Below are 13,589 nucleotides of genomic sequence, written 5' to 3' on the forward strand. Positions count from 1 at the left end.
CAGAAAGTGACGACACAGAGATATGAAGAAAAATAAGACAAAATTTTTACCCGGTTTTTTAACGGGAGCCTTTGTAATGCTTATAGTGGCAATATGCGTTGGTTTTGGAATAAACGCAGTAAAAACAGAAACAGGAAGCAAGACAACCATAAGCAGTGAAGTCTCCGGAAAACTGGATTTTCTGAAAGATGTAATAGATTTAAAGTATCTTGAAAAAACAGATGAAAAGACTCTTGAAGAGAATATATATAAAGGATTACTTCAGGGATTAAATGATCCGTATTCAGTTTATTATACAAAGGATGAATATGATGCATTAAAGGAAGAAACTTCAGGAAGTTATTGCGGAATTGGCGCATTAGTTTCGCAAAATGCGGACACAGGTGTAATTACTGCCATTAATGTTTTTAAAGGTTCACCTGCAGAAAAAGCAGGAATGAAAAATGGAGATATTATATTTAAGGTAGAAGATAAGGAAGTAACCGGGGAAGATTTAAACAATGTTGTGGCAAAAATGAAGGGAGAAAAAGACACGAAAGTTAAAATTAACGTGTACAGAACCTCTGAAAAAGAATACATTGATTTAGAAGTAACCAGAGACAAGGTTGATGTTCCGACAGTAGAACACAAGATGCTTGATAAGTCAAAGGGCATAGGATACATTCAAATTACCCAGTTTGAGGAAGTGACGTATGACCAGTTTAAGGAAGCATTAGATGATTTGAAGAAGCGGGGAATGAAATCAGTTATATTTGACTTAAGAAACAATCCCGGTGGACTTTATGACACGGTATGTGAAATGTTAGATGATTTGTTGCCGGAAGGAACATTGGTTTATACCAAGGATAAGGATGGAAACAAGCAGGAAAAGAAATCAGATGCTAATTTCTTAGATATGCCTATGGTAGTTTTACAGAATGAAAACAGTGCCAGTGCTTCAGAAATTTTTTCAGGAGCCATTCAGGATTTTGGAGCAGGAAAGATAGTGGGAACCCAGTCCTTTGGAAAAGGAATTGTACAAAGTATTATTCCTTTAAGTGACGGTTCTGCAGTTAAACTTACTGTAGAAAAATACTATACACCTAAGGGCGTTAACATTCATGGCAAGGGTATTACTCCTGATGTTAAGGTGGAGATATCTAAAGATGGTAAAAAGGATAATCAATTGCAAAAAGCAATAGAGGTTATTGAAAAAGAAAAGTAATAAAGGAAAAAATACTATGCCAAAGATTAACAGTGATAGTTTTATATTCAGAATAGGCAATAAAGTGTTTGATGTGATTGCGGTAAGCCTTTTGTGGTTTGTGTGTTGTATTCCGGTAATAACAGCAGGGGCATCAACTACTGCACTATATGATACGGTGTTTAGGAATATACGGCAAAACCGTGGATACTGCTATAAGGGATTTTTAAAATGCTTTAAGGATAATTTCAAAAACACGGTGCAGGCATCAATAATATTTGCCATACTTACAGTGGTTAGTATGTGGGATATATCCTTAGCACTTGGTGGTGGCTCCGTAATTTCCGGATATCAGATTACATTTTTTATACTTTGGATTCTTGCCATGACATGGGCAATATGGACATTTGCGTTAACGGCAAGATTTGAAAATAATTGGAAAAATACACTAAAAAACGGACTTTTAATGTTTTTTGCACATCTTCCGGTAACACTGGGTATGGCTGTAATATTTGCTTTATCGGCAATGCTTGTTTGGGACATACCTGTACTTATTGTAGTTTTGCCAGTGGGAGGAATGCTGTTAGACAGCTTTATGCTGGAAAAGGTGTTTAAGAGATATATTAAGTAGAAAATATTTGTCTGTAAGGTAATGAAACAGATTATTTGATAAAAAAATGATGAGAAAAAGGACGCAGAGCGAAAAGTCGGATGACAAAGCTCTGTGTTTTTTTATTACATAAAAATAGTTTAATCAGTTCGTTCAAAAATCAATGATTTCAAAAACGTTTTTCTTGTTAAAAGTGCCGAAAATTCACCAGAAGGCTATCTGCACTAGTGCAAAATAGTTGACAACCATAAAATAAAATATGATAATTAAGGAACATGCGTGGTGCGGAACCATAATATTAACGTAAAATATAGAGAAAAATTGGAGGGCTATATGGTGAAAATTTTAGAGAAAATTAGGAAATTTAGTAAGGAAGAAAGCGGTGCTTCCATGGTTATGGTAGTGTTGAGTCTTGTGGTGATTTTCGGATTTACGGCATTTGCAGTGGATTTTGGAAATGCTTACACAACCAAGGTAAGTATGCAGGATGCCTGCGATTTATCAGCACTGGCAGCGGCAGATTCATTGCCTGAAAGGGCAAAAACGGAAAGCGTTGCAAAGGAGTACGCAGAGCTTAACGGTTATGATGCAAAAAATGTAACAGTAAACATACTGGATAATGGTGAAAAAGTTGAGGTTAAAATCAAGAAAGATGTAAAAACCTATTTTGCCGGTGTAGTTGGATATAGCGAATTGCCTGTTGCATGTAAGGCAGTTGCAGCAGCAGGCGAAAAAGGAGCCAAGGATTATGCTATTTTCTCAGGAACCAAGGCATATTTTGGATTGCATGGAAGTGTTAATATTCCTGATGGTGATATTCATGCCAATGGTGCAGCTGACATATCAGGTACCCTTAATATTGACAATGGAGTTATAGAGGTGCCGAAGTTTAATAACAAGGGTTCATCAGGTAATTATGAAACATATGAAGATGAGGACAACTATATAGAAATGCCTAACTATGAAGACATTATAAATGAAAGAATTCCTTATGTAGAAGATTCGGAATATCAGGTTATTGATGGAAATTTCCCGGATACTCAGTTCGCAAAAAGTCATACACATGATGGGGTTCTTACAATTGAAAGTGGAGAAAAAATATATGCAAACAGCCATTTGAATATTGGTGAATACAATGGAATTAAAAAGTTAGTTATAAAAGGAATTTTAAAAGTAAATGGAATGGAGATAAGTTCCGAGTTGGTGGTTGAAGGAAGTCTGTTTTCGGAAGGATATTTAGGAATACAGGGCAAAGCTGATATTAGTGGTGTTATGATGTGTAAGGCAGATATTGTATTTGCCAATGATGTTGTGCTTAGTGGAGCAACAATTGTTGCTGACGGTCAGGAAATCAACTTTGCTAATGGCAAGCAGGTACTTGATAATTCAGTAGATGGAAAATATTCAGCTGTTTGGGGAAGAGGAAACACTCATATTAACCTGAACAGTGACAAAATGGATGTTAAGGCATTATTTTATTCACCTAATGGTGAGTGTATTATGAGTGGAAAAGAAGTAACTGTAAAGGGTTCAATAACAGCTAATCAGGTTGGTACAAACAATGGAACGTTAACTGTAGAACTTCCAAAAAATGATCCAAATTGGCCTTTTGGAGGAAGAACACAGTCCGGTAAAGCAAAGAAAAGTGCAAAGTTAGTTGAGTAATAGAGTATTTACGGATACGAGGGTAGGAGAAGTATTAATTATGAGAAAATTTTCAAAGAAGTTTTTTAGCATTACACTGGCTGTGGCTATGACGTTTTCAATTATTCCCGGAACAGATTTTTCAGGGCTTATAAAAAACGTAAGTGCAGCGGAATCAATGGTTGATGATAATATACAGATTACAACCAATATAATACCTGATGTGCAATTGTGTTATGCAGTTAGGTATATAATTGGTGGAGATAAGTACGCAAATATTACAGTAAAGGATTTAAGGACATATACAGGTAAAATCGATTTGTCAACATACCCGGATTATGACAAAATAGAAAGCTTGGAAGGCTTGGGATATGCAAGAAAGGCTTCGGCGATTGATGCTTCAAGACTGTCAAAAGTTAAAAGGATTGAGGCAAATGAGTTTCAAAATTGTGGATTTAAGCAGTTTGGAATGCCATCAAATATTGTGGAAATAGGCAAAGAAGCATTTTTTAACTGTGCCAATTTGGAAACTGTTGATTTACCACAGACACTGGTTACAATTCAAAGTGAGGCATTTAGAAATTGTAAGGCTTTAGATGGGATAGTGCTTCCGGAAAAAATAGCTAAAATTGGAAATAATGCATTTGCTATATGTGAGAATTTAAAGTCTATAGTTATACCTGATGGTATAAATGCAGCCATAGAAAATGCCGGAGATGATTCGGTTGTAGGAATTGGTGGTGGCGTTTTTGATGGATGTATAAGATTAGATTCGGTTAAATTAGGTGCAGGAATGACAGCAATTCCGGCAGGATTTTTATCCAACACTACTAGCCTTAAGAGTATAGAAATACCGGAGAAAATTGTAAAAATCATGGATAGTGCATTCTCCGGAAGCGGACTTTTGAAAATAGATTTGTCTGCAAATACCGGAATTACAGCTATTGAAACCTCGGTATTTGAAATGTGTGAAGAATTATATAGTGTAAAGCTTCCTGACAGTATAGAAAGAATAGAGGAAGGGGCATTTAATAGTTGTAGCTCTTTGTATGATTTTTCTTTTGTAACAAAACTTACAAAACTTAAGACAATAGGAAGAAGTGCATTTTCTCATTGTGGTTTTGGGTCTGTGGAAATACCAGGAACCGTAGAATCCATTGGTACATATGCATTTTCTGGAAATGGTTCAATGGAAGAACTGGTTGTTGACGATTTCCCGGAGGTAAAGGGAGATGTTGTAAAGAAGATAGGACATTATGCATTTTCAGATTCAATACATCTTAAAACAATAAAATTACCTACGGATAACGAATACAACCAGAGGGTAACATTGGAAATCGGTGATTATGCTTTTAGCGGTTGTAGTCGTATGGAAAGTATTAATTTTCCGGCAAATCTCACAAAAATAGGAGACTATGCCTTTAATGAGTGCGGATATAGTGTAACTGACTGGGCTAAAGATAATGATGAGTTTATAGGAATAAACAAGGCAGTAAGATATTATATCATGCCTGATGATATACATACTTCTAAAGAAGATGGAGACAACAAGGTTATATTATTTTCAAATGAAAATGCAAATTATTATCAGCCTAAGGAAGCATATGTTAATCCGGACAAATTAAAAAAATCTGCTAAAGAGGTAGGAGAAGGTTCCATTGTAGTATATATTCAAATATCTCGGAGTGATCCGAGTTATGCTTTTGCGAGTGAACTCCATTATCAATATGTGGTAGGGTTACCTAACGCTGACTTATCTAAATGTTCAAAATTAACATTAGGAAAATATGCGTTTTATAGGTGTTTGAATTTAAAAAAGGTATCATTACCTAAAGAATTAAAGGTTATTCCGGAGTATGCTTTTGCAGAATGCTCAACAAATATTTTAATGGGAAATGGCTTAGCTGTTTCAAGTTTAGGCGTAAAAGCCATAGATGATGAGTGGTATACAGGACTTGAAACTGTTGAGATGGGTGACAATATCGAAAAAATTGGACGATTTGCATTTTATAACGATTTCAATCTTGTTATAGATGATGAGTTGCCGCAGGCTTTAAAGGTAATAGAGAATGGTGCATATCAGGGATGCGAGTCTCTAAAGAGTGTTGTGTTACCTAGGAATCTGGAAACAATAGGCGATAATGCATTTGCAGATTCTTCAAGGATTGCGGAAAAATATATGACAGACAAAAAGGAATTGAATTTGGATGCATCATATGCAGGAAAATTACAATATATTGGATTAGGAGCATTTAGTAATAGTGGATTAAGAAGCTTTGTTATGGACAAAAATGCACCGCTTACAATAATTAATAGAAGTACTTTTTATGGATGTCAGTATTTGGATACAGTGGTATTAAGTAAAGCTGTAGCATGTGTCGATAATCAGGCTCTTGGAGCATGCATAAGATTAAAATCGGTAAATGTTTATGATAAGTGCACATTTAAAACGGATTCAATAAAAGGTGGAATTGATAATGAAAAATTCCCGATAACCGAATGGTCAGGAATTGGATATTCCAGCAATGGAAAATTCTATTTAACAACATATACTTTTAACCTGGCTATTACACCATTAAATGACCAGATAACAGTCAGACTTAATGAGGAAACAATTATACCTCTTTATACTATCGCTTCGGACTCAAATGGTTATTACTCACAGGTTAAAATAGCAGATAATTCGTATTTATATGATGCAAAGATAGGCAATCTTGACGGTGAAAAAAATCCGGAAAGAACAAAGATGGTACCAACACAAAAGATAGCCGTAAACAAAGCAGATAAAAATGACTACACTGCTGCATACCAGAATTCAGCCTATGCCGTAGCACTTAAGGGATTAAGTGAAGGAGAAAAAATAGGTGTGAACATACAGGAATACCTTCAGTTGAGAACAGCGGATGGAGTTGTTTTGGTATATTCACCAACTGTAAGCTATGTGGCAGATGTAACAAGGGTGCCTTGTGTTGATATAGTAACGGATGATAAACAGTATATTAGTGTTGATGAAAAAGCAGGTGTGAAAATATCACCTAAATTTGTATCAAAAACCGGTGATCCTATTACAGATACTGTTGAATGGGATGTATTAACCGGTGCGGATTATATATCAATGACGGTAGCGGATGATGGATTATCAGTTACGATATCACCTAAAGGCGGAAGCTGTGGTACTGCAAGTATCAGGGTGAAAGCCGGTCAGGTAACCAAGGTTATATATATTAATGTGGTTTCGCCTGCAAATCTTATTACAATTAGTCCTAGAGGCTCTATAGATATGATGTATGGAACTACAACTGACATTGAAGCTTCAGAAATACTTCTAGGTGATGATGAAAATGCTGAATATAGAGATACCATTAAGTTTACAAGTAGTAATGAAAAGATTGTAAAAGTTACAAAAACTACGGAGGTAGACGGAAAATTTGTATGTACCTTACAGGCTGTTGGAGCGGGAGAAACTACAATAAATGCGAAAGCTATGGCAGGAAGAGGTCAGGCAAGTCTGAAGGTATGCGTATCTTCAAAAAATTTGAGAATCAAATTGTATGATGGAGAAGGAAATGAATTAAAAATAGAGAATAATGGTAAAGTTTACACTACAGATGAAATATCTTACATTTATGGATTTAATGAAGAATTATTAAGTAATGACATTGTGGTTAAAAGCAGTAATGAAGATGTTGTAAAAGCTAATGTAAATACTTTTGCCAATAAGATTAGTTTTAGACCACTTAAGGTTGGAAAGTCGCAAATTACCATTTATCCGGCTGTTGGTAACGAAGAAAACGGCGTAACTTTTACGATGCACGTAAATGGTAATATCACGGATATTCGCCTTTCAAGTAAAAGTATTCAGGAAGGGGCAACGGAATCAGTATTCTCTTACATGACTAATAATTTTAGAGACAGAATAACTGAAGCTACAGAGGAAAATTATAAGAAAATTACAAATAATAAAATTGAGTTTGTTTCGGGCAACCCGGATAAAGCTGTTGTGGATAATTATGGTAATGTAACAGTTAAAAAGTATTCTGAAAATGAGAGAACCGTCACCATCACATGTAATGTTTACAATGATGATGGGGAAATAATAAAATCAGAGTCAACAACTATAACTATAGAAAAACCTAAGGTAACCGGAGTTAAAATTACAGGAAATACTAATATTAAGGTGGGTCAGACTGTAAAATTGGGAATAGAAATATTGCCACATACAGGTGATTACAACGATATTATTGTTGATTTGGTTGAGGGTAACTATGTGACTGCAAAATGGGAGTTAAGTCAGGATCAGAAGACACTTTCCGTAACAGGTATAAATGCAGGTACTGTTGTATTAGAAATACGTGCTAATAAAAACAGAATTTTGCAGGCATCAAAAACAGTTAAAATAGTTGTGTCGAAGCCGTCTGTTTCAGTGAAAGCACCTGGTAAGGCAAAATGGGCAAAATGCAAAGGTGGAAAAAAGAAAATATCATTGAAGTGGAAAAAAGTCTCAGGAGCTACCGGTTATCAGATACAGATATCAAAAAAGAAAAAAGGTGGATATAAAACTGTTAAGAAGATAAACAGCGGAAAGAGTTTGGGGTGCACAATTAAAAAACTTAAGAAAAAGAAGAAATATTATTTTAGAATAAGAGCCTTTGTTAAAAAATCCGGTGTCACAAAATATGGCAAATGGAGTGGAATTAAGGCAGTCAAGACCAAATAATATACAATATAGCACCGGTTGACAGGGCTGAATTTAGTGCAATATTTATAAATTTAAAAAATTCACTAAATGAAATCGTTACAAGTGCAAAAAAGGTGTTGACAAAACAAATTGTGAACATTATACTAAAAAACATAACAAGCAGACAAAATAATGTGCAGATTTTTAAAGTTTAACGTTAAATCAAAAAAAATAAATTGTTCTATTTTGAACAAAAACTGAATATATTAAAAATATATTTGTTTAAAATGACGGTGCATAAATAAGTATAGATGCTGGTTATGAGTTGAAAATTACCGATTTAAGTAATTTTTTCAACATTGAGTTGTTGAAAGTATTATAAAAAATTATAAGTTAAGAAGGGAGAACATTATGTTAAAGAGATTTTTAAAGGATGAAAGCGGTCAGGGAATGGTAGAATATGCATTAATCATTGCATTAATCGCTGTTGCAGTTATCGGAGCTATCACAGTTTTATCTCAAGGAATTGAAGGAAAATTCGGCCAGGTTACAAACAATCTTAAATAAGAGAAAACAACCAGATGATTTGGTTATTGATAATCATGATGACCTAGGATGGGTTACATACTAAGGTTGGGTATATAGGAATTTGTATGATTGCCTATATATCATAATTGATGATAAGGCGGGTCTTATGGACTCGCCTTATTTAATATAAAATTTATACATGATGTGAATATGACGTTATCTGGTGAGCAACTAATCTGGTTTACATGAGGTGTTAAATTATGGAGATAGTGGCAATAAAAATGTTAATTGGAATGATATCCGGTATTGGATGCAGTCTTATTAGTATTTTTTTTGAAAAGGTTCTTTTAGAAAAAAGAAGCCGGGTGTTTAAAACAAGCAAAAAGGAAAAGAACATTATCACAATATTAGCAATAGTGGTAAGTTGTTTTACCGTTGTTAATGTTAATAGAATATCGGAAATTATATATATATTGTTAATGTTGTTAGCGTGCATTCTTATATATGTTACAGATTTGCATCACAGAATAATACCTAATGAAATACTTCTGTTAATGCTTGTGGCAAAATTAATTATAGGTATTCCGGCTTTGTTTGGTGTTACATGGGTTCCGGAGTTTAATATAATTAGTTCTTTAATCGGTTTTGTGGCAGGATTTGTAGTGTTTATGATTCCGGCGTTTATGGGAAAATCTGTTGGTGCAGGGGATATAAAACTTGCAGCCGTTATGGGATTTTGCTTAGGAATAAACGGGCTATTATATGCGATAGTTCTCATGGGAATCGGAGTTTTAATTTATGAATTTATTAAAGGACGAACATCATTAAAAAATGCAATGTATGAAATGATACCAATGGGACCATTTATGGCGGTGGCAATGATGGTTGTAATGCTTATAAATGAAAGTGTAATGATTGATTTTTGGAAATTTATAATGAATTAGGAGAAAAAACAATGCTTAGAAGTTTTCTTAGAAACGAAGAGGGTCAGGGAATGGTAGAGTATGTATTGATAATAGGTCTTATTGCATTGGTAGTTGTTGCAGCACTTACAACCGTTGGCATTAAATTAGATACTAAATATGCAGAAATCAACAAAAATGTAATAAAATAAGTGTAAAAGGTGTAGTTTAGATCTTTTAAAATATTTATACTTGTGAGATTGATTTACATATAAGATGGTGGGAGGTGATAATGTGATAAAAAAAATTCTTAAAAGCGAAAAGGGTCAGTCTATGGTGGAATTTGCACTTGTTGTACCCTTACTTTTGACCATATTGTGTGGAATAATAGATATGGGATGGGCATATTCAAATAAATATTCAGTAGAGAGTGCCGCTTTTTCAGGAGTCAGGTATGCTGTTATAAATGGTGCAGACATTGAAGATTCTGAAAAGAACAAATTAATTGATGATACAAAAAACAGAGTTAGGGATAACCTTAGCAAGGGTGCAGAATCTCCTAAAATTGACGTAGATATAGATAATGAAAAGGTTACGGTCAGTGTGGAATGTAAAGTGAAAATGCTTACATTCGTAGGACAGACAGCTTTTGGCGAATATTATGAAGCTAAGTCTAAAAATGTAGGAGCAAGGTAAAAGACAATTAAAATATAAAAAGCATCGCATTGGTTATGCGGTAGAACGGAGTAAAAAATAATGAAAAAAATATACATAATAGCAGTAGTTGCAGCTTTATTAAGTTCAGTATTAATATATGGATTTTTAAGTTCCTATGATAAGAAGAACGGAGACGGCAGCGTAAATTATAAAACAGAGAAAGTTGTAGTGGCATTAACTGATATTCCGGCTAATACAACGGTTACAGACAAGATGGTAAAAGAAGTTGATATGCCTGTAGACGGTATTCATCCAAAGGCTGCAAGACAGAGAGCAGATGTGGTTGGCTCTGTTGCAAAAGACGATATTGTGGCTGATGAACAGCTTATAACATCTAAGTTTGTATCAAGTAAAAACGGTGGAGCATCTTTATCTTATCAGATTGCAGAAGGAAAAAGAGCAATGTCAGTGGAAGTTGACCATGATACAGGGGTTGCAGGTTACATAGAAGCCGGTGACTTAGTAGATGTAATAGCTGTAGTAGATGGTTCGCCTGTACAGAAGGTTGGAACAGAAGACAGACAGAATATGGAAGTAAAAGGAAAGGTTACATCAGTTATAGCTGAAGCAGTAAAGGTACTTCGCGTCGGTGACGAGGGATATACAACAACACCTTTAGATGTTTATACAAGTTTGACTCTTGAACTTTCACCTAAACAGTGTGCAAAACTTGCTACTGCAAAGGAAATGGGCAAGGTATCAATCTCTCTTAGATACAAGAATAATAACCGTGTAATTCATGGTGGACCTTACTCTTCATCAGATATGATAAAAGAATAAATTTAAAGAAAGGAATATAATGTAATGGCAGGAAAGTACAAAGTATTAGGGCTTACCACTGAAAGCGGTAATGCATATTTAAAAAAGATTATAAATGGTAGTGGATTTGAATTTGCAGGATTGTTAGAACTTGAGCCTAGAAATTTAGATAAAATTACAGTCAGTGATTGTGACGCCATTATCATATATTCAGAGCAGTTTGCAGATGCAGAGAGTAATTTTGTAGAAAAAATAAATAGAACTGTAAAAGATAAGGCTTTGATTTTGATTACAGGAAACTATGATGTTAATGTATTAACTAAAGCTATGGAATGTGGAATAACAAAGGTTATTTCTAAGGACGATAATGAAGATTCCATATACAGAAGCATTGTAGGTGAAATTGAAAAGGAAAATATTGCAACAGTAGATGACAGCGAAGAATCAGAAGATGGATTTGTTGGAACTAAGAATGGAAAAACTATCTCCGTTTTTGGTACGAAAGGTGGAACGGGAAAAAGCACTGTATCAGTTAATTTAGCTACTGCATTGCAGGAAAAAGGAAAAGATGTAGTGCTTATTGATTTAGATTTACAGTTTGGTGACGTTGGAATTTTTATGAATGTACCAAGATTTGAAACCATATCAGATTTAGTAAAGGAAGGTTCTTTTAGCCGTTCATCAATTAAACGTTATCTCTATAAGCATAATACAGGGGTAAGTATTTTATGTGCACCGGCATCTCCGGAGCTTGCAGAAATAGTTAAACCTGAGCATATAAGCATGATTGCAGATGTACTAAAAAAGGAATTTGACTATATTATTTTCGATATGAGTCCTACAATTGACGAGTTTGTTTTGCATGCATTAGATATTTCAGACAGTATCTATTTTGTTACAAATCCGGAAATATCAACATTAAAGAATACAAAAGTGTGCTTGGATGTTTTGAAGACATTAGGACATTTTGATAAAGTTAAGATGGTACTGAATAAGGATGGAGAATCATACATAAAGAGAAAAGATATGGAGTCCACTTTGAATAAGGACATGGATTTAGTAATACCACGTGACTCTAAAAGTGCAATCTCGGCTATTAACAGAGGTATTCCTCTTGTAGATGTTGCACCTCGCTCTAAAGCATCAAAAGCCATATTGAATTATGTAAACAGTCAGGACATATAAGGAGATTTTAGATGGGATTATTAGAGAGAATTACTACAGCTAACAATGAAAAGGAAGCTCAGCAGAAAAAAGAGGCAATAGCTGCGGCAGAAAAGGAAGAACAAAAAAATTATTCATTAAAGCAGACTGCCGGTACGGTAGGCGCAAATGATACATATATAATTCCGGGAGCAGATGACGAACAGTTTGTAGCAGTGCAGGATGAAACCCACAGAGAAGTTACAAAGGTGTTAGCCAAGCAGGATGAAGTTACAATAGATACAATAAAATCTCTTATAGACGAGTATTTAACAGAAAGTCATCCGGAGATAAATAATACTGAAAAAATGACTATTACAAAAAATGTAATAGATGAGATTGTTGGATTAGGACCTCTTGAAAACCTGATTAATGATGACAGCGTATCTGAAATCATGGTTAATGGTGCTAAGCAGATATATGTAGAACGTAAGGGAAAGTTACTGAAAACAAATGTAACTTTCAAAAATGAAGAACATGTTAGGAGAACTATTGACAGAATAGTAACACCTTTAGGACGAAGAATAGATGATTCAAATCCTATGGTTGATGCCAGACTTGAAGATGGTTCCCGTGTTAACGCCATAATGCCACCATTAGCATTAGGCGGAACAACAATTACAATAAGAAAGTTTTCTAAGAAACCACTTTCAGTAGAAAATTTAAAGCAATTCGGTTCACTTTCAGATGATATGGCAGAGTTTCTTGAAGCGGCAGTTAGGGGCAAGTTAAATATTCTTGTATCCGGTGGTACCGGTTCAGGTAAGACAACATTACTTAATGTGCTTTCTGCCTTTATACCGTCCAATGAAAGAATTGTAACAATAGAAGATGCGGCTGAACTTAGACTTATGCAGGAACATGTTGTTACATTGGAAAGCAGACCGGCTAACTTAGAGGGAAATGGAGCCATAACCATAAGAGATTTGGTTCGTAATGCATTGAGAATGAGACCGGATAGAATTATCGTCGGAGAAGTTCGTGGAGGCGAGACATTAGATATGCTTCAGGCTATGAATACAGGTCATGAAGGTTCTATAACTACTGCTCATGCTAACTCAGCAAGAGACTGTTTGGCACGTATCGAAACAATGGTTATGATGGCAGGAATGGACTTACCGGTATCAGCTATCAGACAGCAGGTTGCAGGTGCCATTGATCTTATTGTTCAGCAGGCAAGACTTAGAGATGGATCAAGAAAAATTACAAGTATATGTGAAGTAACCGGTATGGAAGGGAATACCATTACCATGCAGGAAATATTTAAGTATCGTCAGGAAGGCTATGATGAAAATAATATGTCTGTTGGTGATTTTTACAGTACCGGTATCAGACCGAAATGTTGTGAGAAGATAACAGCAAGTG

General features: G+C 34.9%; 11 protein-coding genes. All 11 read left to right on the plus strand.

Translation table 11 applies throughout. The features are described 5' to 3' along the window. Positions 1-22 precede the first annotated feature (22 nt). Positions 23-1,204, plus strand: a complete 1,182-nt coding sequence (locus Q5O30_RS03100) for a S41 family peptidase (protein WP_118589447.1) — start codon at positions 23-25, stop codon at positions 1,202-1,204. 16 nt (positions 1,205-1,220) lie between these two features. Next, positions 1,221-1,814, plus strand: a complete 594-nt coding sequence (locus Q5O30_RS03105; RefSeq protein WP_021952297.1) for a YesL family protein — start codon at positions 1,221-1,223, stop codon at positions 1,812-1,814. A gap of 312 nt (positions 1,815-2,126) precedes the next feature. Further along, positions 2,127-3,458, plus strand: a complete 1,332-nt coding sequence (locus Q5O30_RS03110) for a Tad domain-containing protein (RefSeq protein ID WP_021952298.1) — start codon at positions 2,127-2,129, stop codon at positions 3,456-3,458. A gap of 40 nt (positions 3,459-3,498) precedes the next feature. Then, positions 3,499-8,154 carry a leucine-rich repeat domain-containing protein gene (locus Q5O30_RS03115; protein ID WP_021952299.1) on the plus strand — a complete coding sequence of 1,552 codons (4,656 nt, stop codon included), beginning with the start codon at positions 3,499-3,501 and terminating at the stop codon, positions 8,152-8,154. Between the two features lie 372 nt (positions 8,155-8,526). Beyond that, positions 8,527-8,682, plus strand: a complete 156-nt coding sequence (locus Q5O30_RS03120; protein ID WP_021952300.1) for a Flp family type IVb pilin — start codon at positions 8,527-8,529, stop codon at positions 8,680-8,682. Between the two features lie 221 nt (positions 8,683-8,903). Next, positions 8,904-9,587, plus strand: a complete 684-nt coding sequence (locus Q5O30_RS03125) for an A24 family peptidase (RefSeq protein WP_021952301.1) — start codon at positions 8,904-8,906, stop codon at positions 9,585-9,587. A gap of 11 nt (positions 9,588-9,598) precedes the next feature. After that, positions 9,599-9,757 (plus strand): Flp family type IVb pilin, encoded by a 159-nt coding sequence (locus Q5O30_RS03130; protein ID WP_021952302.1) that lies wholly within the window; start codon positions 9,599-9,601, stop codon positions 9,755-9,757. Positions 9,758-9,839: 82 nt separating this feature from the next. Continuing rightward, positions 9,840-10,241 (plus strand): TadE/TadG family type IV pilus assembly protein, encoded by a 402-nt coding sequence (locus Q5O30_RS03135; RefSeq protein WP_021952303.1) that lies wholly within the window; start codon positions 9,840-9,842, stop codon positions 10,239-10,241. 60 nt (positions 10,242-10,301) lie between these two features. Then, on the plus strand, positions 10,302-11,042 hold the full coding sequence (cpaB, locus tag Q5O30_RS03140) for a Flp pilus assembly protein CpaB (RefSeq protein WP_021952304.1): 741 nt from the start codon (positions 10,302-10,304) through the stop codon (positions 11,040-11,042). Between the two features lie 24 nt (positions 11,043-11,066). After that, complete coding sequence (locus Q5O30_RS03145) at positions 11,067-12,206, plus strand: AAA family ATPase (protein ID WP_021952305.1); 1,140 nt, start codon at positions 11,067-11,069, stop codon at positions 12,204-12,206. 11 nt (positions 12,207-12,217) lie between these two features. Further along, the coding region (locus Q5O30_RS03150; protein ID WP_302674548.1) for a CpaF family protein at positions 12,218-13,589 on the plus strand (1,372 nt) is incomplete at its 3' end.

The organism is Eubacterium sp. CAG:161, from assembly GCF_000432355.1.
GTDB lineage: Bacteria > Bacillota > Clostridia > Lachnospirales > Lachnospiraceae > Eubacterium_G > Eubacterium_G segne.

Coding starts and splice junctions, on each gene's coding strand:
- Q5O30_RS03105 (WP_021952297.1), top strand. CDS start 1,221: ATGCCAAAGATTAACAGTGATAGTTTTATATTCAGAATAGGCAATAAA.
- Q5O30_RS03110 (WP_021952298.1), top strand. CDS start 2,127: ATGGTGAAAATTTTAGAGAAAATTAGGAAATTTAGTAAGGAAGAAAGC.
- cpaB (WP_021952304.1), top strand. CDS start 10,302: ATGAAAAAAATATACATAATAGCAGTAGTTGCAGCTTTATTAAGTTCA.
- Q5O30_RS03125 (WP_021952301.1), top strand. CDS start 8,904: ATGGAGATAGTGGCAATAAAAATGTTAATTGGAATGATATCCGGTATT.
- Q5O30_RS03130 (WP_021952302.1), top strand. CDS start 9,599: ATGCTTAGAAGTTTTCTTAGAAACGAAGAGGGTCAGGGAATGGTAGAG.
- Q5O30_RS03115 (WP_021952299.1), top strand. CDS start 3,499: ATGAGAAAATTTTCAAAGAAGTTTTTTAGCATTACACTGGCTGTGGCT.
- Q5O30_RS03120 (WP_021952300.1), top strand. CDS start 8,527: ATGTTAAAGAGATTTTTAAAGGATGAAAGCGGTCAGGGAATGGTAGAA.
- Q5O30_RS03145 (WP_021952305.1), top strand. CDS start 11,067: ATGGCAGGAAAGTACAAAGTATTAGGGCTTACCACTGAAAGCGGTAAT.
- Q5O30_RS03100 (WP_118589447.1), top strand. CDS start 23: ATGAAGAAAAATAAGACAAAATTTTTACCCGGTTTTTTAACGGGAGCC.